The following is a 20,930-nucleotide window of genomic DNA, read 5'->3' as shown; positions in this document are numbered from 1 at the left end:
CCGGGGGCATCGGTGGGGTCCGGCAACACGCCTCTCGACATAAGGGGGCTGAAGGGAGAGTGCCCATGGAACACGTTAAGAAGCCTTGGTATTCCGTCCTCTATTTCCAAGTGATCGTCGCGATCATCCTGGGCATCATCGTCGGCTATGTCTGGCCGGCCTTCGGCACGTCATTGAAGCCCCTGGGCGACGGCTTCATCAAGCTGGTGAAGATGATGATCGCGCCCGTCATCTTCTGCACGGTGGTCAGCGGCATCTCCGCCATGACCGACATGAAGAAGGTGGGCCGCGTCGGCGGCAAGGCGCTGCTGTATTTCGAGGTGATCTCCACCTTCGCGCTGATCATCGGCCTGATCGTGGGTGAGGTCATCCGCCCCGGCGATGGCATGAACGTCGACCCCAAGACCCTGGACCCCAAGGCGGTCGCCACATACGTGGACAAGGCCGCCAAGGACAACGTGGCCGACCATATCCTGGGCATCATCCCCGACACCTACCTGAGCGCGCTGTCCGGCGGCGACCTGCTGCAGGTGCTGCTGGTCGCCATCCTCACCGGCTTCGCCATCGCCCACCTGGGTGACTACGGCAAGCCGGCCACGGCGGTCATCGAGCGCCTGTCGAAGATCTTCTTCCGCATCATCCACATGGTGGTGCGCCTGGCCCCCATCGGCGCCTTCGGTGCCATGGCCTTCACCATCGGCAAGTACGGCGTCGCCGCCCTGATCAACCTGGGCATGCTGATCGGCAGCTTCTACCTGACCAGCCTGCTGTTCGTGCTGGTCGTGCTGGGCATCGTCGGCTGGCTGTGCGGCTTCTCCATCCTGCGCTTCCTCAACTACATCAAGGCGGAACTGCTGATCGTGCTCGGCACCTCCTCGTCCGAGACGGTGCTGCCGCAGATGATGGAAAAGATGGAACGCCTGGGCTGCGCCCGTCCGGTGGTGGGCCTGGTCATCCCGTCGGGCTACAGCTTCAACCTGGACGGCACCAACATCTACATGACCCTGGCCACCCTGTTCCTGGCCCAGGCGACCAATACCCACCTGACCTTCACCCACCTGGTCACCATCCTGCTGGTGGCCATGCTGACCTCCAAGGGGGCCAGCGGCGTCACGGGTGCCGGTTTCATCACCCTGGCGGCCACGCTGGCGGTGGTGCCGGACATCCCCATCGTCTCGCTGACCCTGCTGGTGGGCATCGACCGGTTCATGAGCGAATGCCGCGCCCTGACCAATCTGGTGGGCAACGGTGTCGCCACCATCGCCATCAGCAAGTGGGAAAAGGAACTGGACGTGGACAAGATGCGCAGCGAATTGGCGCACGGGCCGACGGCGGCCTGATATCTGCCCCCGTTGTAATGGCGAAGGGCCCCGGATCAGCTGATCCGGGGCCTTTTTGCATGGGCCGATCAAAGTGTCATGGGCCGCCCCGGCGTTTGAGGCGGAAAAAACTCAGTTCCGCACACAGCTTTCCGTGCCGGTGTTTCCGCCCTTGTAGGCTTCCTCGTAGTAGAACTTGTCGAAGCGCACCTTGCCGTCCGCCGTCTTCGTCACGTGGGCGATGCCGGTGCCATAGTCCTGCGTCGCCGGATCCTCGTGCGCGAAGGTGATGGCCATGACGTTGCCGTCGGCCGTCGCCACGCCGCGATAGGTGCCGTAGTTCGGCACCTTCATCCTGAAATGATAGCCGGCGCGGTGCCCGTGGGACTGCGCCTTGTCCCTCTCCAGCGTCACGGTGGAGGTGTAGGCGCCCTCGTGCCCGTCCTTGCCGGTGCAGGCATAGGTGCCGCTGAGGTCGCGGCCGGTGAAGGCCGGAGGGGCATCGGCGCCCCAGGCGGTCGCGGCAAGGCAAACGACCCCGGCCGCCATGGCCGCGCACGCGAAACGACGCATCCCCATCCACTCCCCCTTGGTTGTGGATACGGTTGTCCCATGGCAGGAACGGCGGCGGCAAGCCCGCCTATGGAAGGAGATGATGGAAGGGGCGGGGGCCTATCAGGCCGATACCTTCACGCCCGCCCTTTTACGCCCACTGGCGGACGCGGCCGGTGTCGACGTGGACGAAGTTGGACTTGGGGTAATAACCGACGCCGCCCAGCTTCAGGTCTAGGGCGACCTGGCGGATGCGGGCCAGGGGCTTGTTGGCCAGGTCCAGGTCTATCGCCTTGCCTTCCATGTGCATGCTGTGGGTGGCGACACCCTCGGTGCGGGCGGCCAGCATGGCGTTGGTCTTGGCGCAGCGATAGCCGCAGATGACCTGGATGGGGTCGGTGGTGCGCAACTGCCGCTGCATCTGGAACATCAGGTCCAGCAGCTTGGGGTCCATGGTGGTGGTCTCATTGGTCCGCCAGTCGCGCAGGATGGCGTTGACGTCATGCAGGGCGGTGGGCAGGTACTTGCCATCCGACCAGTAGGTGACGTGCAGCTTCTCACCGGTGTGCAGGTGGGCGAAGGTCAGGGCGCGGCGGTTGTCGGACAGCGGGCGGGCCATGGCGCGCGCCGTCGACATGTCGCCGTGCATCAGGTTGCCGCGATCAGCGCTGTGGCCGTGGCCGACCTTGGCGGCGTGATGCTTGGTGACCGCCTTGGCCAGGGCCGGCAGCGGATCGGCGATGCCGCCGACCAGGGCGGCACCGGCCGCCAGCTTGGCGAAGCCCGCCAGCAGGCCGCGACGGGTGGCAACAGCTGCCGGAACCAGGGAAGGGGTGGTGGTGACGGAAGATGCCTCAGAGGCAGAAACCGCGTCGCGGGCAGGTGCGGGCAATCGCACCGCGTCGTGCCGGTCGTGCATTCCGGATATCCCCATCTACTCAAAACCAACCACAGCCCCGCGTCATTGGCAGGGCTGGGCTGCAGTCTGTGACAACGGGGTATGAATAAGCAAGCCTGAAATGCGGCAAAATCGTGTTTGTCGCAGTGCACCAACCAGGCGGCGCCTAAGCGTTCCGCCTTTGCAACCGGTCCCGAAACGATTACGGGCGCCGCCCTTTGTGACGGCGCCCGTTGACGCGGCGGATGACTCAGCGGTTGGCCGTGTCGGGGGCGGCCGGTGCCGGCGTCTTTGCGGCCGGCGGTTCCTGGTGCGGTGTCGGCGCGCCGGTCGGCGCCGAAGGCGTTGGCGACGCAGCGGGTTTTTCCGCCGCGGTGGCCGGCACCGGGGCGGCGTTGGGTGCGCTGCCGGCGGTGGGGGCTGCGGGCGGCACGGCCGGCGGGGGCGCCGGCGGCTTGTGCGGGCGGGGGCCGTTCAGGGCCGCCAGCACGCGGGCGTCGCGGCCGTAGACGTCGTTACGGAAATCGACGCTGCCGTCGGGGTCGGTGACGGCGGTGATGTAGGTGATGTGCACCGGCAGCCGATTCTTCAGGCGAATCGTCTGGTGCTTCAGGCTGTCGCCGCCGATTTCGGCGCGCAGCTTCTCCTCCGGCCAGCCGGTGGTGTTGGTCAGGGCCAGGATGGCCAGGGCCAGGCCGGGCGGGTCCTGCACCCGGATGCAGCCGTGGCTGAACGATCGTACCGCCCGGTCGAACAGCCGCTTGGACGGCGTGTCGTGCAGATAGACGTCGAACTTGTTGGGGAACATGAACTTGATGCGGCCCAGCGAGTTGTCGTTGCCCGCCTCCTGCCGCACCCGCCAATGGAAGCTGCGTTCCGTCACCGTCGCCCAGTTGATGGTGCTGGGGTCCACGATCACCGCGTCCGACGTCCAGTCCGACAGCAGGGTGTAGTGGCTTTTCACCAGATAGCTGTGGTCCTTCTTCTGCTTGGGCAGAATCTCTTCCTTCGCGATCTTGGTGGGCACGTACCAATAGGGGTTCAGCTCCATATAGCTCATGTTGCCGGTGAAGACCGGCGTGCGGGCGAAGGGCGCGCCCACCACCACGCGCATGGTCTGCAGCACGTCCATGCCGCGCATCAGCGACAGGGTGTAGTCGGCCAAGTTCACCACCAGATAGGGCTGGTCGGCCGGCTCACGCTCCCACCGCCAGCGTTCCATGTTGGCGATGATCTGGTTGATGCGCTGGTCCACCGTGGCGTTCAATTCCACCAGCGTGCGCTTGCCGATGGCGCCGTCGGGCTCCTGCCCCTGGCGCCGCTGGAAGTCCTTCACCGCCGCCGCCAGCGCGTCGTCGTAGACCTCGGGGTTGGTGCCCTTGGGCAGCGGATTGGGCAGGGGCTTCGCCTCCCCGGTCGCGACCAGGCGGGCGCGCAGCGCCGGCACGCGCGGGTCGGTCATGCCGGGCTTCAGGGAATCAGCGGTCTTGTCCGGCGTCTTGGGCGCTGCCGGCGCGCCGTCGGCGGCGGGGGCCGGCGGTGGTGCCGGGGGTGCCTTGGGGGCCGGCGGAATGGTGGGCCAGCCGCCGGCGGCCTTGACCTGGCGGTAATGGGCCAGGCCCGCCTTCAGCGCGGCGTATTCCGGCCGATGGGGCGGAAGCTTGGCCAGCACGTCCGCCACGTCGCCGGCGGTGGCGATGCCCGCCAGCCATTGGGCGCGGTCGAAGTCCGGCCGCTCGATCACCAGTTCGGGATCGGCCAGACCGGGGATGATGCGGCCGACCGACACGTCGCTGGCATAGTGCAGCAGGGCCAGGGTCAGCCCGCCCTCGAACGCCGCCTGCGCGTCGGCATTGTCCAGGTGGGTTGATTGGGTGGTCAGGGCTGCGGCGGTATAGTCGTTGGGGTTCAGGCCGTCCTCATCGGCGTGGGCCAGGGCCGTCAGCGCCGCGCGCGCGCCAGCGTTGGCCTCGCCATGCTCCACCCACAGGGGCTTCTCGCCGCGCCCGCGGTAGAACCGGCCCAGCACCGTCTGGTCGGTGTCGTCGGGATTGGGCTCGGAATGCTCCGGCACCGGGAAGCGGTCCTTCAGCAGGTCGCCCACGTCCCGTGCCTGTGCCGCCAGGGGCGACAGCAGCAGGATGGTGGCCAGCAGCAGGGCGGCGCCCGATGCGCCGGAGCGCATCTCCGGCCGGCCACTGTTCCGTTGGCCGTCATTCTGTCGGGTGGTGGGGGCGATGGCCCCGGTCGACAACCCCATGCAAATCCCCGCGTGGCAAAACAACCCTGTTCCCGGCATTCGGATGCCCGGGACCTTGATAAACGACGGCAAGGGTGCCCCCCTGTGCTGCCGCATCGGAATGCGGTCCGACATGATGTCCGACCGGTTGCGGACTATGCCACCTGTTCGCGGCAAGAAAAGGGCGAAACCGTTGCCTGTGGCGCCCGGGCACCGTCGGAAGGGATATCCGTTGCAAAAACGCCATGCCCCGCGCGGGGGTTCCGCGCGGGGCATGAACGGCACTTGAATATCAGGGCCTATACGCGCGGTCTTTGACCGTGACCGCTCAAATACCGCCCCTCAATCGCCGGGCGCCCGCATCCGCGGGCTTGGGCTTCCTCGCTTTCCAGTCCGCTATGCTCCCCGGAAAGCTGCGGCGGCCGCGGTCGCAGCCTACAGCGGCACGAATCAATAATTCGTGCCGCTGGCGGCGCTCAGGCCAGCCCCTTCTCCACGAAGGTCGCCAGGCGGCGGGCGAAGGCAACCGGATCCGGCAGGGACTCGCCCTCCAGGATGCGGGCCTGGTCCAGCAGCAGCCAGGCGGCGTCGGCCAGGGCCTCTCCTTGCGCACCACCGGCGCCGTTGGTCTTGGCCAGGTCGGCCAGGCGGCGGATCAGCGGGTGGCCGGGGTTGACCTCCAGGATGCGCTTGGCGCTTTCGTCCAGCCGCTTGTGGGCCTTCAGCATGCGCTCCAGGTGGATGTCCATGTCGCCCTCGTCCGCCACCAGGCAGACGGCACTTTCGCGCAGGCGTTCGGACGTGCGCACGTCCTTGACCGCGTCGCCCAGGGTCAGCTTGGCCAGGGCCACCAGGTCGGCGACGCTGTCCTCCGGTGCCTTGGGGGCCTCGTCGGCCTTGTCCTCGGCCTGGATGGCGTTCAGGTCGGCACCGCCGCGGGTGACGGACTTGAAGGCCTTGCCCTGGTATTCGGTGACGGACTGCAGCCAGAACTCATCCACCGCGTCGGTCAGGAACAGCACCTCCACACCCTTGGCGCGGAAGCCTTCCAGGTGCGGGCTGCGGGCCAGGGCGGCCTTGTCCTCGCCGGTGATGTAATAGATGGCGTCCTGGCCCGGCTTCATGCGGCCGACATACTCTTCCAGGCTGACCAGCTCATCGCCCTGCGTGCTGTTGGCGCGCAGCAGCTTCAGCAGGGTGTCGCGCTGCTCGCGTTCCTCATACAGGCCTTCCTTCAGCACGGCGCCGAAGTTCCCCCAGAAGCGGGCGTAGTCAGCCTTGGCTTCCTCATCGCCCGCCTTGCGCGCCAGGTCACCCAGCACGCGCTTGGCGATGCCGGTGCGCATCTTGGCCAGCATGGGGTTGTGCTGCAGCATCTCGCGGCTGACGTTCAGCGGCAGGTCCTCGCTGTCCACCACGCCACGCAGGAAGCGCAGGTAGGGCGGGATCAGGCCTTCCGGTCCCTCGGTGATGAACACGCGACGGACGTACAGCTTCACCTGGTGCTTGCGCTCCGGCTCGAACAGGTCGAAGGGCTTGGTCTCGGGGATGAACAGCAGGCTGGTGTATTCCAGCACGCCTTCCGCCCGCCAGTGCAGGGTCAGCCACGGATCGTCGAAGCCATGGCCGACGTGGTGGTAGAATTCCTTGTACTGCTCCGCCGTGATCTCGTTCTTCGGCCGGGTCCACAGGGCGGAGGCGGCGTTGGCCGGCTTTTCATCATCGCCGACCAGCACCGGGATGCTGATGTGGTCGCTGTACTTCTTGACGATGGTTTGCAGGCGGTAGGTCTGCAGGTAGTCGTCCTCGCCGTCACGCAGGTGCAGGACGATGCGGGTGCCGCGCGCCGGCGCCTGGTCGGTCTCGCCCACGGTGAAGGCGCCCTTGCCGTCCGACGCCCAGCGCCAGCCGGTCGCGTCCCCCGCCTTGCGGGAATAGACCTCGACCTCGCTGGCCACCATGAAGGCGGCATAGAAACCCATGCCGAACTGGCCGATCAGCGACACGTCCTTCTCGCCGGCCTTTTCCGTCTCGGCCTTCTGCGACAAGGCGGCCATGAAGTTGGCGGTACCGGACCGGGCGATGGTGCCCAGGTTCTCGATCAGTTCGTCCCGGTTCATGCCGATGCCGTTGTCGGCGACGGTCAGGGTGCGGGCGGCGGTGTCGGGCGTCAGGGTGATGCGGAAGGCGGCGTCGCCGGCCGTCAGGTCCGCCTGCGTCAGCGCGGCATAGCGCAGCTTGTCGCACGCGTCCGAGGCGTTGGAGATCAATTCCCGCAGGAAGACCTCCTTCTCCGAATACAGCGAGTGCGTGACGATATCCAGCAGCCGTGAAACCTCGGCCTGGAAGCTGAGTTTTTCCTCACTCATGGGCGTGTCCCGTCCTCTTAAGGCATCGCGGCGTCGCCGTCGTTGCGGCGGCCGCTGGGTGATACGACGGGCCGGTCCGACGATGCGGGAACCAGCCGACGCGCCCCGATATGAGGGGCGGGCGCGGCCGACGCAAGCCCCTCCATAGGGGCAGGCACCGGAATCGGGCGGGACGGGGTGCCGGTCAGGGGAACTTGGAAAGCCCGGACATCAGCAGGGTGACGTCGTTGCCGTTCAGCTTCACATGGCCGTCGGGGTGGAAATCCAGGTCGAAGCGGCGGCCCTTCTCATCCGGCGCGCCCAGCGATTGCAGGGCGAAGAAGGCCAGCATGGTGCCGTTGCCCACGCCGGTGGCCGGCAGATGGTCCAGCCCGTGCATCATCAGGGCCAGATTGCCGGTCAGGCCGCGGGGGGTGACGGCGTCGAACACCAGGGCGGCATGGCCCACCAGGGCGGCGTCCGGCGCCTGGAAGTCCAGGCGGTCGATGGTCAGGTGGCTGCCGGCCTGGTCCATGGCCGCGACCGTGCGTTCCTTGATGGCGCGGTTGCGGTGCTTGGCGTCCGGCGGCAGGGTGTTCCAGTCCTGCGCCGCCAGGGTGCGGGCGGGCAGGTCGGTGATCTTCAGGTGCAGGTCGCCCGTCTCCGGGATGGTGTTGGCCTGGCCAGGGGTGCCGGGCTTGGACAGGCCGCGGTGGCTGTAGTCCACCGCCAGGATGCCGTGGTCGCCGTCCATCTTGTCGCCGGTGACGGTCAGGTTCAGGCTTTTCAGGGAATAGGCCTTGCCCTCGTCATCGTGGCCGGCATAGCCGTCCAGGCTGAAGGTGCCCTTCACCCGCGACACCAGGCCGTTGGCGCTGGGCCCTGTCTCCGTGCCGCCGCCGACGCGCAGCAGGGCGCCCTGGGTGACGTCGAAATCGCTCAAATCCACCGACAGCAGGCCGCGCAGCAGGCGGGTGTCCTCCGCCCCGTCGGGTGTCTGGGTCAGCAGCTTGTTGACCTCCAGCCGCACGGGGCCGCTCCAGCGCCCGTGCCCCTCGTCGTCGGGCACGAAATGCACCGTCAGGTTATCCATCTGCACGGCGCCATGGCCGGGGCGGGGGATGAAGCGGATGTCGCCCGCCTTGGCGTCCAGCAGGTCCACCGTCTGGAAGTCGGGCGTCCAGCGGGCGCGCAGGCTTTGGCTGCCCAGCCGCACCTCACCGATGCGCATGCCCTGGTCGTCGAACACGCCCATGGGGCTGGGCAGGGCGCCGGTGGCGTCCCAGTGCCCGTCGGCGGTGGGCGTCACCGCCAGCACCAGGGTGCCCAGGTCCAGCACCGACCCGCTGCCCAGGTGCAGCTGCGCCCCCGGCAGGCTCAGGCGGTAGTGGTCGCCCTCGCGCGCCGCACTGGCGTGGCCGTTCAGGGTCAGGCGCAGGCTGTCGCTCTTGTTGGGGTTGGCCGGCTGGGTCAGATGCTGTTCCGCCAGCCGGGCCAGCCGCTCCGCCCCCTCCTGCGTGACGGGGGCCGCCAGCGCCGTGGCCGACATGAGGGAAAGCGACAGCAGCGACAGGGCGGCGAGGCGGGGGCGGACGGGCATTCCAGATACTCTGCGGCAGAAGACGATGAATGGGGGTGATACGGCATGTGGGACTGGAAACAAGCGGGCCCATCGTCGCAAGCCCGGCTGGGGCGTGCTTGTTCGGACGACGCACTATATAAGGATGCCCCCGCTTTATGTCCTCTCCGCGGCGCGTTTTTTCCAGGGCCGGTCCCGTGCAATCCCGGGGGGCCACTTGCAATGCGACGGGCTTGCCCCAACACTGAATGCCATGAGTGATCGTTCCCGCCCGTCGATGACCCAGCCTGTGCACAGCCCCGTGGCGCAAAAGCGGGCGGCCGACAGCGTGGGCGCCCTGCCCGGCGGCCGGGTGGTGGCGGTGCTGGGCCCCACCAACACCGGCAAGACCTATCTGGCGATGGAGCGCATGCTGGCGCATGCCAGCGGCATGATGGGCTTCCCCCTGCGCCTGCTGGCGCGGGAGAACTACGACAAGGTGGTGCGGTCCAAGGGGGCGGCCCAGGTGGCCCTGGTGACGGGGGAGGAGAAGATCATCCCCCCCGGCGCCCGCTATTGGATCTGCACCGTGGAATCCATGCCGCTGGACCATGTGGTGCAGTTCCTGGCGGTGGATGAGATCCAGCTGGCCGGCGATCCCGAGCGCGGCCACATCTTCACCGACCGCCTGCTGCACGCGCGCGGCACGGAAGAGACGATGTTCCTGGGCTCCGACACCATCCGGCCCCTGCTGCAAAAGCTGATCCCCCGGGCGGAGTTCGTGTCGCGGCCCCGCTTCTCCAGCCTGACCTACAGCGGGCACAAGAAGCTGACCAAGCTGCCGCCCCGCGCTGCCGTGGTGGCGTTCTCCGCATCCGACGTCTACGGCCTGGCGGAACTGCTGCGCCGCACGCGCGGCGGCACGGCGGTGGTGCTGGGCGCCCTCAGCCCCCGTACCCGCAACGCCCAGGTGCAGTTGTACCAGGAAGGGGCGGTGGACTACCTGGTGGCGACCGATGCCATCGGCATGGGCCTGAACATGGATGTGGACCATGTCGCCTTCGCCCGCCTGTCCAAGTTCGACGGCCACCAGCCGCGCCGCCTGCGGGCACCCGAGGTGGCGCAGATTGCCGGTCGCGCCGGCCGCCACCTGACCGACGGCACCTTCGGCACCACGGATGAGGCGCCGACGCTGGATCCCGAACTGATCGACGCGGTGGAAAACCATAAGTTCGAGACGTTGAAGACCCTGATGTGGCGCAACGTCGACCTGGATTTCCGCAGCCCCCAGGCCTTGCTGCGCGCGCTGGAGGAGCGGCCGCCCTCGCCGGTGCTGATCCGCGCGCGCGAGGCGGACGACCACCTGGCCTTGCTGGCCCTGGCCAACGACGCCGACCTCATGCGCCTGGCCAACAACCCGCTGGCCGTGCGCCTGTTGTGGGAGGTGTGCCAGATCCCCGACTTCCGCAAGGTGCTGTCCGACGCCCACACCCGCCTGCTGTCGCAGATCTTCCGTTACCTGCGCGACGGCCCCGCCGGCACCCTGCCGCTGGACTGGGTGGCGGCCCAGGTCAGCCGCCTGGACCGGGGGGAGGGCGACATCGACACCCTGGTGTCGCGCATCGCCCATATCCGCACCTGGACCTACATCTCCCACCGCCCCGGCTGGCTGGACGATGGCCGGCATTGGCAGGAACGCACCCGCGCCATCGAGGACCGGCTGTCCGACGCCCTGCATGAGCGCCTGACCCAGCGCTTCGTCGACAAGCGCTCCGCCGGTTTGGTCAAGCGGCTGGCCGACGGGCGCGACCTGATGGGGGCGGTGGACCGCGACGGCCGCGTGCTGGTGGAAGGCCACCCGGTGGGCAGCCTGCGCGGTGTCACCTTCGAACTGGACGCCGACGTGCCGGCGGCCGACGCCCGGGCCATCACCACCGCCGCCCGTCGTGCTCTCTCCGATGTCATCGCCCAGCGGGTACGCGCGTTCGAGGGCGCGGCCGACGCCGCCATCACCCTGGACGCGGGCGCCGGCACCTTCCATTGGGAGGGCGCGGTCGTCGGCCAGTTGGCGCCCGGCCCCACGCCGCTGGCCCCCCTGGTGCGCCTGGTGGGCGACGATTTCCTGCAGACCGGCCAGCGTGAGCCGGTGCGGGCCCGCCTGGCCCGCTGGGTCGATGCCCATGTCGGCCGCGTGCTGGCCCCGCTCATGGCCTTGCGGGCGGCCGCCCAGGAGGATGGCCTGTCGGGGGCGGCCCGCGGCATCGCCTTCCAGGTGGCCGAGGCGCTGGGTGGCCTGCCGCGCGTGCCGTTGGACCCGCTGATCGCGGCATTGACCAAGGACGACCGGCGCCGCCTGGCCGCCCTGGGCCTGCGCTTAGGCTTCAGCCAAGTGTTCCTGGCGGCCCTGACCCGGCCGGCGGCGGTGGGCTTGCGCGCCCTGCTGTGGTCGGTCGCGCGCGGCGGTGTTCCCGTCGTCGTGCCGCCGCCCGGCCGCGTCTCCGTCCCCGGGACCGGTGCGCCGGCCGATTTCCTGGCCGCCATCGGCTTCATCCCGCTTGGCCCCCGCGCCGTGCGGGTGGACATGGTGGACCGCCTGGAAAAGACGCTGGCGGAACGGGCCAAGGCCGGCCCGCTGACAGCTGTGGATGATCTGGCGCCCGGCCTGGGCTGCCCCCGGGAGGAAATGCCGGGCGTCATGGCCGCCCTGGGCTGGCGCCGCGTCCGCTCCACCCTCAAGCCGCCGCCCGTGCCGGAAGGATCGGACCCGCCGCCCGCCGCCCCGACGCACATCGACCACTGGGTGCGCCGCCGGCCCAAGGTGCGGCCTGAATCCGGCCCCCGGTCGGTGGCGAAAGGCGCCCAGCCGGCGGCACGTCCACCATCACCCGACAACCCGTTCAGCATCCTGAGAACCCTGGTGGAGGCGCCATGAGCGCTAAGGACAACGACCTGAAGGACAGGGACGACGAGGACGCGGCCGACCTGGCCCAGGGCCGCCTGCGCCTGGACAAGTGGCTGTGGTACGCCCGTTTCCTGAAGTCGCGCAGCCTGGCGGCCAAGCTGTGCGGCTCCGGCGCCATCCGCTGCGCCGGCACCGCCATCACCAAGGCGCACCATACCGTGCGGCCGGGCGACGTGCTGACCTTCCCCCTGGGCAACCACATCCGCGTCATCAAGGTGCTGGCGCTGGGCACCCGCCGGGGCCCGGCACCGGAAGCCCAAGCGCTGTATGAAGATCTGGCCCCGCCCACCCCGGAATCACGCCTGCCCAAGGTGCTGTAGCGCCTGTGCAACTGGCCCTGTCCAGGCGGCCCCGCTGCGCGTAAGCTCTTGGTTAATAAACCGGGCATCGGATGGGGCATGGGCATGGGACTTCGGGGCAATGACGGGCTGCGCCGTGGGGCGCTGGCCATGACCGCCGGTGTGGCCGGCGCGCTGCTGCTGTCGGCGGCGGCGCACGCTGCTGACTTCGATCCGGTGGCGGCGACGCAAGCCTATATGGACAGCGTGCCGGCTGAGGCGCGCGCCAAGTCCGACGCCTATTTCGAGGGCGGCTACTGGCTGCAGCTGTGGCAGTTCCTCATGGGCGTGGTGGTGGCGGCCCTGTTCCTGGGCGGTGGATGGGGGCGGCGGCTGCGCGCGGTGGTGGACCGTTTCGGGCGGTTCGCCACGCCGCTGTTCGTCGCCCTCTATTGCATCATCAGTTATGTCCTCAGCCTGCCGCTGACCATCTATGCCGCCTGGTTCCGGGAACGGCAGTACGGGCTGATGAACCAGGGATTCGGCGAGTGGCTCGGGGATCAGATGATCTCGCTCGCCCTCGACACGGTGGCCCTGTCCCTGCTGGCCTGGGGCATCTACCGCCTGGTGCGCGCGGCGGGACAGCGCTGGTGGATATGGGCCACGGCCGTGACCATGGCCGGCATGGCGGTCATCCTCGTGCTGGGGCCGGTGTTCGTCATGCCCCTGTTCAACAAGTACGAAACGATGCGGCCCGGCCCGGTGCGCGAGGCCATCCTGTCCATGGCCCGGTCCAATGAGGTGCCGGCCACTGACGTCTATGAGTTCAACGCCTCGCGCCAGTCCAACAAGATCAGCGCCAACGTCAGCGGCCTGCTGGGCACCACCCGCATCTCCCTGACCGACACCTTGTTGCAGCGCTGCACCCAGGCCGAGGTCAAGGCCGTCATGGGGCATGAGATGGGGCACTACGTGTTGAACCACATGGCCGTCATCCTGGCCTATTTCACGCTCATCATCCTGGTGGGCTACGTCGTGGTCGATTGGGCCTTCGCGCGCCTGACGGCGGGTGGGCGCTGGGGCGTCACCGGCCTTGCCGACGTGACCGGCCTGCCCCTGGTCATGCTGCTGTTTTCCGCCTACTTCTTCGTGTTGACGCCGGTCGTGAACACGGTCACCCGCACGCAGGAGGCGGAGGCCGACGCCTTCGGCCTGAACCTGGCGCGTGAGCCCGACGGTTTCGCCCAGGTGACCTTGAAACTGGCGGAATACCGCAAGCTGAAACCCGCCGCGTGGGAGGAGATCGTCTTCTACGACCATCCCTCCGGCTACAACCGCATCCTGCGCGCCATGCTTTGGAAGGCGGAAAACCCGGCGATGGCACCAGCCGCCCCTGTGCCGGACGCGACCACCGAGGCGCCGAAACCATGACCGCCGACCCCGCCGCCGTCCTTCTGGCGCAAGCCCTGGCCTATCCCGAGGCCTGGGAGGACCAGCCCTGGGGGGAGACGGTGGTGAAGGTCCGGCAGAAGATCTTCGTCTTCCTGGGCCGCGGCCATGGCGACGGTGACGCGGGCGGGGGACGGTTGAGCGTGACGGTGAAGCTGCCCCGCTCCGGCCCCTTCGCCCTGGACATGCCCAACGTCGCCGCCACGGGCTACGGCCTGGGCCGCGCCGGCTGGGTCACCGCCACCTTCGATGCCGGCGACGACGTGCCGCTGGATCTGCTGGCGGCCTGGATGCGGGAAAGCTACCAGGCGGTGGCGCCGAAGAAGTTGGCGGCGCTGCTGGGGGTGTAGCGCCAGCCAAGGCCGCACGTATAGGGGTCAGTGCTCCGCAGGCCTGACGAAGTCGCGCAGGATCTGGTTGAACACCACGATGTTCTTGCCGCCATAGACCTCATGGCCGGACTCCAGCCCCCGCACGGTGGTGCGGTCGCGGGGGACGTCGGCGTGGCTGAGGTTGTATTCCGCCGTATGGAAGGGGGTGGTGATGTCGTACAGCCCACCGGTCAGCAGCAGCCGCAGCTTGGCCTGGGTGTGCATCAGCTTGGAAATCGCGTCCATCGGGCGCCAGTTGAAATCGACGTCGTGCTTGAAGTTGAACAGCATCTTCAGGTTCAGGCCGAAATAGCCCTCGTCGCTTTCATACCCCAGTTCATGGGCCAGGAAGGCCTTCTCGACCTCGTTGGACGCGGGCGATGTCGGTGTGTTGGGCGTGCCCTTGGCGCCCAGGCTCATCGACGGGTCGTCGTAGGGTGGGTTGCGTTTGGCGTACGTTTCCAGATCGCCCTTGGCGCGGGCATCCAACTGGCCGGTGCGCTGCCCTTCCGCCTTCAGCAGGTTCAGCATGAAGTCGTAATTTTCCGGCCGCAAATTGTGCGCCAGGATGAAATCCTTCGGTAGCCCCAGCCGGTCGGCGATCTCGCCCGCCATGGCGTCGCGCTCCTCGGCGGACAAACGGTCGCCCTTGACCAGGGCCGCCAGGTAGGGGCCCTCGGCGAAACGGACGTTGTCGTCGAATACCTGGCGGGCGTCCTTGCCCGCGTCCCGCCCCTTGCCATGGAAGGCGGCGGCGGTGGCGAAGGTGGGGAAGCGCGTGGCCGCGTCCAGGTCTTCGCCGCCCGGGCTGCCGGTGGAGGAAATCAGGACGATGCCATCCAGGTTCAAATCCTCGCCGATCTCGGCGATGTGTCCGGCGCGGGCGGTACCGTAGCTTTCACCGACGATGTAGCGGGGGGAGGTTTCGCGGTGGTGCTCCCGCAGCCAGGTCTGGATGAAATAGCGGACCGACTGCGCGTCGCCCCGCGTGCTCCAGTATTGCTCGACGGGCTTGCCCGACAGCGCGCGGGAAAAGCCCGTGCCGATCGGGTCGATGAACACCAGGTCGACGGCATCCAGTACGCTGTCCGGGTTGTCGATGTACCGGCCTGAATCGATGTCGGACTTGTCGGGAATGCGCGGCGCCAGGCCCCCTTGCAACGGCGTGGATGAGGCGCCGGGGCCGCCATTGAAGATGAAGGCGACGGGCCGGTGGGCGGGGTCGCGCACGCCGTCCCGCACATAGGCGATGGTCACCATCGCCGCTTCGGCGTCCTTATTGTCATCGCCGGGAATGAAGGTCTCGCCCACCGTGGCGGTGTATTGGATGGCTTGCCCGTCGAAGCGGCCCTTGTGCCTGGTGCTGACCACATGGGCCGGGCGGGGGGCGGCGACCGCGACATAGGGCACGGGCGAGGCCGGCTTCAGCGCCATCAGGTCATTGATCGAGAACGGCGGCACCTGGGTCAGTTCCTGCGCGCTGGCGCCCACGGCCCCAATGCCCGTGGCCAGGATGGCCGCGGCCGCCGTCATCATCGCGCCGGCCCAGACCTTGCGCCCATAGCCCGAATGTCTCATGCCCCCGTCCTTCTCATTGCACCCGCCAGTGAACGGGGCGGCGCCGGCTGTTCACGCTTCATAGGGGGCCATCGTAAGGGGCATCAAGGGGAAAAACTTCCCCCAGTTCGCGGCGTGGCCGCGCGGGGCCGCATATATTTCCCATTACCGCCACCCCCGTCGCGCCACCTTGCCGAACCGCCCTCGGCCCGATCCCACACTTGCGTGGGTGCAAGCACGCCTTGCCAAAGGCCAGACCGGCGTCGTGTCCGCCTTGTCTTATGGTGCCGTCCCAAGAACAGCGAACCCAGCAATTGGGAACCCGGCAATTGGAAGGATGATCGTGGGCCATGGACGAGAAAGCGCGGGCCGAAACCAAAGCCGTCTTCCGCAGGGAGGAAGACCTGCATGCTTACGAACAGATGGTGCTGATCCGCCGGTTTGAGGAACGGGCCGGCCAGCTCTACGGCCAGGGCCTCATCGGCGGTTTTTGCCACCTCTATATCGGTCAAGAGGCCGTCGTCGTCGGCATGCAGATGGCGATCGAGACGGGGGACCAGGTCATCACCGCCTACCGTGCCCACGGCCACATGCTGGCCCTGGGCATCGCACCGACCGTCGTCATGGCCGAGTTGACCGGCCGGGCGTCGGGCATATCGGGCGGCAAGGGCGGCTCCATGCACATGTTCGCCGCCGACCTTGGCTTCTATGGTGGCCACGGCATCGTCGGCGCCCAGGTGTCGATCGGCACCGGCCTGGCGTTTGCCAACCGCTATCGCGGAAACGACCGGGTATGCCTGACCTATTTCGGTGACGGGGCGGCGAACCAGGGCCAGGTCTATGAGTCCTTCAACATGGCGAAAATCCACCGCCTGCCGGTGGTCTACGTCATCGAGAACAACCGCTACGGCATGGGCACCAGCGTGGAGCGGGCGTCGGCCACCACCAATCTTTCCGAAAGGGGCGCGTCATTCGGCATTCCCGGCGAGCAGGTGGACGCCATGGACGTGCGCGCGGTCCATGAGGCCGGCAAACGCGCGGTGGATAGGGCGCGCGCCGGCGAGGGGCCGTTCATCCTGGAAATGCTCACCTACCGCTATCGCGGGCACTCGATGTCGGATCCCGCCCAGTACCGGACGAAGGACGAGGTTCAGAAGATGAAGACCAAAAACGATCCCATTGATCGTGTCCTGGCGCGCCTGTTGAACGATTGGTCCGCCCAGGGCGAGGTGAAGGTGATCGACGCGCGTGTGAAGGCGGTCGTCGCGCATGCCGTGGACTTCGCGGTCACCAGCCCTGAGCCGGATCCAGCCCAGCTCTACACCGACGTCTACCGGTGACGGCCGGCCCTCGGGCTCAGGTGTCCAGTACCGTCACTGTGTCGCCCGGCTTTACCGTGCCGCCTTCGATGACACGGGCGTAGACGCCGCAATTGACGTGGCCATAACCGTTCATCAGCGACTTCACCACGGCCATGTCCCGCTCCCCCGTCACCGGGTTCACCTCGGTCGCGGCGCAGCGGCGGATGTTCTTGAACACTTCCAGCCGGGTTTCGCCCACCCGCAGGTGCTTGCCCACCCATTGCGCCTCCGCCCAGGGGGGCAGGTCGGCCAGCAGCAGGTTGCCGCGGAAGCGGCGCGGGTCCACCGGCGCCTGCACCACCCGCTCCAGGTCCTTGGCACTGGCCAGGTTGATCAGCGACACCGCCTTTTCCTCGATGTCGCTGAACATGTGGCCCGGCGCTTCGATCAGCTTGTAGGGCGGCGGCACCGCCGCGTCCTTCATGTAGGCCGCCAGGAACTGTTCGATCAGCAGGCGGCCGGTGGGCGTGTCGATGCGCCCGCGCGACACCGGCTTGGCCCCGCGCAGCAGCATCAGGGCGCAGCTGTCGGGGTCGTAACGGGCGTCCAGGGTGGCCAGCCGCTCATCCCGCACCAGGGCCAGGAAATTGCTTTTGGGCCGCCAGGTGGGGGCCAGCGGGTCAAAGGTGCTGGCGCCGTGGGTGATGGCGAAACGCCGGTCGTGCGGCAGCCCCTGGCCGGGTGTCAGCACCACCGTCTCCAGCCCCTGGGCGGACAGCCCCTTGACGGGGTAATAGTGCAGGATGGAAACGGTGGCGTTCATGGGATCACTGTAAGGGATGGGGCCGGGCCTTTGTCAATGCGGGCCAAGGCCTTACCTCTCGGGCGGGGCCTACGACCATAGTGTCGTCTCCCCCCTTGCGGGGAAAACGCGCCGCCCCCATATCGCTGGTGCATCCTTCGGATCGCACATTGTCGTGGATCATGGCTGGAACGGGCTGCCTGGCGGACGTTACGGCCGACATTAGGGAGCTTTACAGGAATGGACTTCGAGAAGTTCACCGAGCGCAGCCGTGGCTTCGTGCAGGCGGCGCAGACGTTGGCCCTGCGCGGCGGCCACCAGAGCCTGACACCCGATCATCTTCTGAAAGTGCTGCTGGACGACAGCGAAGGCCTGGCGGCCAACCTGCTGCGTTCCTCCGGCGCCGATCCGGCCCGCGCCCTGGCGGGGGTGGAGGCGGCGTTGGCCAAGCAGCCCCAGGTTTCCGGCCCGGGTGCCGGCCAGATCAGCCTCAGCCGCGAATTGGCCAAGGTGTTCGACAGTGCCCTGCAACTGGCCCAGAAGGCCGGCGACAGCTTCGTTACGGCCGAACGCCTGCTGTTGGCGCTGACCATGGCCGAGGGCACCAGCGCCGCCAAGGTGCTGGCCGAGGCGGGCGCCAAGCCGCAGACCCTGAACCAGGCCATCAACGCCCTGCGCAAGGGCCGCACCGCCGACAGCGCGTCGGCGGAGCAGAGCTACGACGCCCTGAAGAAATACGCCCGCGACCTGACCCAGGCGGCGCGCGACGGCAAGCTCGACCCCGTCATCGGCCGGGATGAGGAAATCCGCCGCACCATCCAGGTGCTGGCCCGCCGCACCAAGAACAACCCCGTCCTGATCGGTGAGCCCGGCGTGGGCAAGACCGCCATCGTGGAAGGGTTGGCCCAGCGCATCATCAACGGCGACGTGCCCGAAGGCCTGAAGAACAAGCGCCTGCTGGCGCTGGACCTGGCGGGCCTGGTGGCCGGCGCCAAGTTCCGGGGTGAGTTCGAGGAACGGCTGAAGGCCGTGCTGCAGGAAATCCAGTCCGCGGCGGGTGAGGTCATCGTCTTCGTCGATGAGCTGCACACCCTGGTGGGGGCGGGCAAGGCGGACGGCGCCATGGACGCGTCCAACATGCTGAAACCCGCCCTGGCGCGGGGTGAGCTGCACTGCGTCGGCGCCACCACCCTGGACGAATACCGCAAGTATATCGAGAAGGACGCGGCCCTGGCCCGTCGCTTCCAGCCCGTGTTTGTCTCGGAGCCGACGGTGGAGGACACCATCTCCATCCTGCGCGGCCTGAAGGAGAAGTATGAGCTGCACCACGGCGTGCGCATCACCGACGGCGCCATCGTGGCCGCCGCCACCCTGTCCAACCGCTACATCACCGATCGTTTCCTGCCCGACAAGGCCATCGACCTGGTGGACGAGGCGGCCAGCCGGCTGCGCATGGTGGTGGACAGCAAGCCCGAACAGATTGATGAGCTGGACCGCCAGATCATCCGCCTGAAGATCGAGCGTGAGGCGCTGAAGCGCGAGACCGACCAGGGCTCCAAGGACCGGCTGCTGAAGCTGGAAACCGAACTGGCCGACCTGGAGGAACAGTCCGGCCAGCTGACGGCCCAGTGGCAGGCGGAGAAGGACACCCTGACCGGCGCCCAGAAGCTGAAGGAACAGCTGGAGCACACGCGGGCGGAGCTGGAGCACGCGCAGCGCACCGGCAACTGGGCGCGGGCGGGTGAGTTGACCTACGGCGTCGTGCCCGAGCTGGAACGGCAGCTGAAGGCGGCCGAGGAGGCCGGCGGCAACCGCATGCTGAATGAGGAAGTGCGCGACAGCGACATCGCCAGCGTCGTCAGCCGCTGGACCGGCATCCCCGTGGACAAGATGCTGACCGGTGAGCGCGAGAAGCTGCTGCGCATGGAGGAAAAGCTGCATGGCCGGGTGGTCGGGCAGGATGAGGCGCTGGTCGCCGTCTCCAACGCCGTGCGCCGGGCCCGTGCCGGCTTGCAGGACCCCAACCGCCCCATCGGCAGTTTCCTGTTCCTCGGGCCCACGGGCGTGGGCAAGACGGAACTGACCAAGGCCTTGGCCGAATTCCTGTTCGATGACGAGACGGCGATGGTCCGCCTCGACATGTCGGAATACATGGAGAAGCACTCCGTCGCCCGCATGATCGGCGCCCCCCCGGGTTATGTCGGTTATGAGGAAGGCGGGGCGCTGACCGAGGCGGTGCGCCGCCGGCCCTACCAGGTCGTGCTGTTCGATGAGGTGGAGAAGGCCCACCCCGACGTCTTCAACGTGCTGCTGCAGGTGCTGGACGATGGCCGCCTGACCGACGGCCAGGGCCGCACGGTGGACTTCCGCAACACCCTGATCATCATGACCTCCAACCTGGGGTCTGAGGCCCTGGCCAACCTGCCCGACGGGGCGGATGCCGCGGCCATCGCCACGGCGCACGCCCATGTGCTGGAGGTGGTGCGGGCCTCATTCCGGCCGGAGTTCCTGAACCGGCTGGATGAAATCCTCATCTTCAACCGGCTGTCGCGGCCGCACATGACCGGCATCGTCGATATCCAGCTGGGCCGCCTGCGGCGCATGCTGGCGGACCGGGGCATGACCCTGGAACTGGACGAGGCGGCCTTGCGCTGGCTGGCCGATGCCGGCTACGACCCGGCTTACGGCGCTCGGCCGCTGAAGCGGGTGATCCAGCGGGAACTGCAGAACCCGCTGGCCACCCGCATCCTGGAGGGGCGCATCAATGACGGCCAGACCATCTCGGTCTCCGCCGGACCTGAGGGCCTGGTGCTGAACGGTGAGGTCCTGCAGACCCCGCCCGCCGGCGAAAGCCTGTGGGGCCAGCCGCCCACGGTGCATTGATGATAGTTGTTGGCCTTTGATCGTAACCGATCAAAGGCCACCCTCAGGCGCCGGGCGGCCACATCCGTGGCCTTGGCTTCCTCGCTCCGCCCTGCGGTGCTCGCTCCGGCGGACGCGGTCGCGTCCTACAGCGGCATGAGATGTCTCATGCCGCTGGGGTTCAGTAAAAAAGGGCCGGTGGAGCGATCCGCCGGCCCTTCGTCTATGTGCGATCTGGATAAGCTTCGGAGCGAAGCGACAAGGCCCCGACCGGGGCCGCCGGAAGTTTCCGGGGAGCGTAGCGGACTGGAAACTGAGGATGAGCCAAGTCGGCGGATGCCGGCGCCCGGCGCCTGAGGGAACCATATAAGCCAAGGGCGGCATCCCGTAGGGGATGCCGCCCTTGGCTTATATAATCAGTGCCACTTCACGGC

Annotated in this window: 15 protein-coding genes (1 of these 15 running past the window's edge); 7 read left to right on the top strand and 8 right to left on the bottom strand. The window is 68.0% G+C overall.

Features of this window, described 5'->3' with window-relative positions:
* The first annotated feature begins 65 nt into the window (after window positions 1-65).
* Window positions 66-1,340, top strand: a complete 1,275-nt coding sequence (locus PW843_19290) for a dicarboxylate/amino acid:cation symporter (protein ID MDE1148724.1) — start codon at window positions 66-68, stop codon at window positions 1,338-1,340.
* A 111-nt stretch (window positions 1,341-1,451) separates the two neighbouring features.
* Here the strand turns inward: PW843_19290 and PW843_19285 are convergent, their stop codons facing one another.
* The 5 genes from PW843_19285 to PW843_19265 form a co-directional block, all read right to left on the bottom strand.
* Window positions 1,452-1,892 carry a hypothetical protein gene (locus PW843_19285; GenBank protein ID MDE1148723.1) on the bottom strand — a complete coding sequence of 147 codons (441 nt, stop codon included), beginning with the start codon at window positions 1,890-1,892 and terminating at the stop codon, window positions 1,452-1,454.
* A gap of 130 nt (window positions 1,893-2,022) precedes the next feature.
* Window positions 2,023-2,790 carry a DUF882 domain-containing protein gene (locus PW843_19280; protein MDE1148722.1) on the bottom strand — a complete coding sequence of 256 codons (768 nt, stop codon included), beginning with the start codon at window positions 2,788-2,790 and terminating at the stop codon, window positions 2,023-2,025.
* 229 nt (window positions 2,791-3,019) lie between these two features.
* Window positions 3,020-5,029 carry a L,D-transpeptidase family protein gene (locus PW843_19275; GenBank protein MDE1148721.1) on the bottom strand — a complete coding sequence of 670 codons (2,010 nt, stop codon included), beginning with the start codon at window positions 5,027-5,029 and terminating at the stop codon, window positions 3,020-3,022.
* Window positions 5,030-5,484: 455 nt separating this feature from the next.
* Window positions 5,485-7,377: a molecular chaperone HtpG gene (gene htpG, locus PW843_19270; protein ID MDE1148720.1), complete on the bottom strand. Its 1,893-nt coding sequence runs from the start codon at window positions 7,375-7,377 to the stop codon at window positions 5,485-5,487.
* Window positions 7,378-7,561: 184 nt separating this feature from the next.
* Window positions 7,562-8,956, bottom strand: a complete 1,395-nt coding sequence (locus tag PW843_19265; GenBank protein ID MDE1148719.1) for a hypothetical protein — start codon at window positions 8,954-8,956, stop codon at window positions 7,562-7,564.
* Between the two features lie 232 nt (window positions 8,957-9,188).
* Here PW843_19265 and PW843_19260 point away from each other — a divergent pair, with 232 nt between their 5' ends.
* The 4 genes from PW843_19260 to PW843_19245 all read left to right on the top strand — a co-directional run bounded on the left by PW843_19260 (window position 9,189) and on the right by PW843_19245 (window position 13,953).
* Window positions 9,189-11,846, top strand: a complete 2,658-nt coding sequence (locus PW843_19260) for a helicase-related protein (protein MDE1148718.1) — start codon at window positions 9,189-9,191, stop codon at window positions 11,844-11,846.
* The gene (locus PW843_19255; GenBank protein ID MDE1148717.1) at window positions 11,843-12,196 is read left to right on the top strand and encodes an RNA-binding S4 domain-containing protein; all 354 of its coding nucleotides are present in this window, start codon (window positions 11,843-11,845) and stop codon (window positions 12,194-12,196) included. Before PW843_19260 ends, PW843_19255 begins: the two co-directional genes overlap by 4 nt.
* Window positions 12,197-12,274: 78 nt before the next feature.
* Entirely contained in the window at window positions 12,275-13,585 is a 1,311-nt protein-coding gene (locus tag PW843_19250; protein MDE1148716.1) for a M48 family metallopeptidase, read from the top strand.
* A complete protein-coding gene (locus PW843_19245) occupies window positions 13,582-13,953 on the top strand; it encodes an MmcQ/YjbR family DNA-binding protein (protein ID MDE1148715.1) in 372 nt (123 codons plus the stop codon). The genes PW843_19250 and PW843_19245 overlap by 4 nt, the downstream gene beginning before the upstream one ends.
* A 27-nt stretch (window positions 13,954-13,980) precedes the next feature.
* Here the strand turns inward: PW843_19245 and PW843_19240 are convergent, their stop codons facing one another.
* Window positions 13,981-15,552, bottom strand: a complete 1,572-nt coding sequence (locus PW843_19240; protein MDE1148714.1) for a hypothetical protein — start codon at window positions 15,550-15,552, stop codon at window positions 13,981-13,983.
* Between the two features lie 329 nt (window positions 15,553-15,881).
* On the opposite strand from PW843_19240, the gene pdhA reads away from it, so the two are divergent.
* Window positions 15,882-16,871 carry a pyruvate dehydrogenase (acetyl-transferring) E1 component subunit alpha gene (gene pdhA / locus PW843_19235; GenBank protein MDE1148713.1) on the top strand — a complete coding sequence of 330 codons (990 nt, stop codon included), beginning with the start codon at window positions 15,882-15,884 and terminating at the stop codon, window positions 16,869-16,871.
* A gap of 16 nt (window positions 16,872-16,887) precedes the next feature.
* On the opposite strand, the gene PW843_19230 is transcribed toward pdhA, so the two are convergent.
* Window positions 16,888-17,655, bottom strand: a complete 768-nt coding sequence (locus tag PW843_19230; protein ID MDE1148712.1) for an MOSC domain-containing protein — start codon at window positions 17,653-17,655, stop codon at window positions 16,888-16,890.
* A 219-nt stretch (window positions 17,656-17,874) separates the two neighbouring features.
* Here PW843_19230 and clpB point away from each other — a divergent pair, with 219 nt between their 5' ends.
* Window positions 17,875-20,517 (top strand): ATP-dependent chaperone ClpB, encoded by a 2,643-nt coding sequence (gene clpB, locus PW843_19225; protein ID MDE1148711.1) that lies wholly within the window; start codon window positions 17,875-17,877, stop codon window positions 20,515-20,517.
* A gap of 395 nt (window positions 20,518-20,912) precedes the next feature.
* On the opposite strand, the gene PW843_19220 is transcribed toward clpB, so the two are convergent.
* Window positions 20,913-20,930 carry the final stretch of a M23 family metallopeptidase gene (locus PW843_19220; protein MDE1148710.1) on the bottom strand. It continues 1,377 nt past the right edge of the window, so 18 of the gene's 1,395 nt are visible here — the last part of the coding sequence; the start codon falls outside the window, past its right edge; it ends in the stop codon at window positions 20,913-20,915.

Source organism: Azospirillaceae bacterium (assembly GCA_028283825.1).
Classification (GTDB): domain Bacteria; phylum Pseudomonadota; class Alphaproteobacteria; order Azospirillales; family Azospirillaceae; genus Nitrospirillum.
Note: the sequence above shows the minus strand (reverse complement) of the source record. Positions and strands in the feature narration are given on the sequence as shown.

Coding starts and splice junctions, on each gene's coding strand:
- PW843_19290 (MDE1148724.1), top strand. CDS start 66: ATGGAACACGTTAAGAAGCCTTGGTATTCCGTCCTCTATTTCCAAGTG.
- PW843_19285 (MDE1148723.1), bottom strand. CDS start 1,892: ATGCGTCGTTTCGCGTGCGCGGCCATGGCGGCCGGGGTCGTTTGCCTT.
- PW843_19280 (MDE1148722.1), bottom strand. CDS start 2,790: ATGCACGACCGGCACGACGCGGTGCGATTGCCCGCACCTGCCCGCGAC.
- PW843_19275 (MDE1148721.1), bottom strand. CDS start 5,029: ATGGGGTTGTCGACCGGGGCCATCGCCCCCACCACCCGACAGAATGAC.
- htpG (MDE1148720.1), bottom strand. CDS start 7,377: ATGAGTGAGGAAAAACTCAGCTTCCAGGCCGAGGTTTCACGGCTGCTG.
- PW843_19265 (MDE1148719.1), bottom strand. CDS start 8,956: ATGCCCGTCCGCCCCCGCCTCGCCGCCCTGTCGCTGCTGTCGCTTTCC.
- PW843_19260 (MDE1148718.1), top strand. CDS start 9,189: ATGAGTGATCGTTCCCGCCCGTCGATGACCCAGCCTGTGCACAGCCCC.
- PW843_19255 (MDE1148717.1), top strand. CDS start 11,843: ATGAGCGCTAAGGACAACGACCTGAAGGACAGGGACGACGAGGACGCG.
- PW843_19250 (MDE1148716.1), top strand. CDS start 12,275: ATGGGCATGGGACTTCGGGGCAATGACGGGCTGCGCCGTGGGGCGCTG.
- PW843_19245 (MDE1148715.1), top strand. CDS start 13,582: ATGACCGCCGACCCCGCCGCCGTCCTTCTGGCGCAAGCCCTGGCCTAT.
- PW843_19240 (MDE1148714.1), bottom strand. CDS start 15,552: ATGAGACATTCGGGCTATGGGCGCAAGGTCTGGGCCGGCGCGATGATG.
- pdhA (MDE1148713.1), top strand. CDS start 15,882: ATGGACGAGAAAGCGCGGGCCGAAACCAAAGCCGTCTTCCGCAGGGAG.
- PW843_19230 (MDE1148712.1), bottom strand. CDS start 17,655: ATGAACGCCACCGTTTCCATCCTGCACTATTACCCCGTCAAGGGGCTG.
- clpB (MDE1148711.1), top strand. CDS start 17,875: ATGGACTTCGAGAAGTTCACCGAGCGCAGCCGTGGCTTCGTGCAGGCG.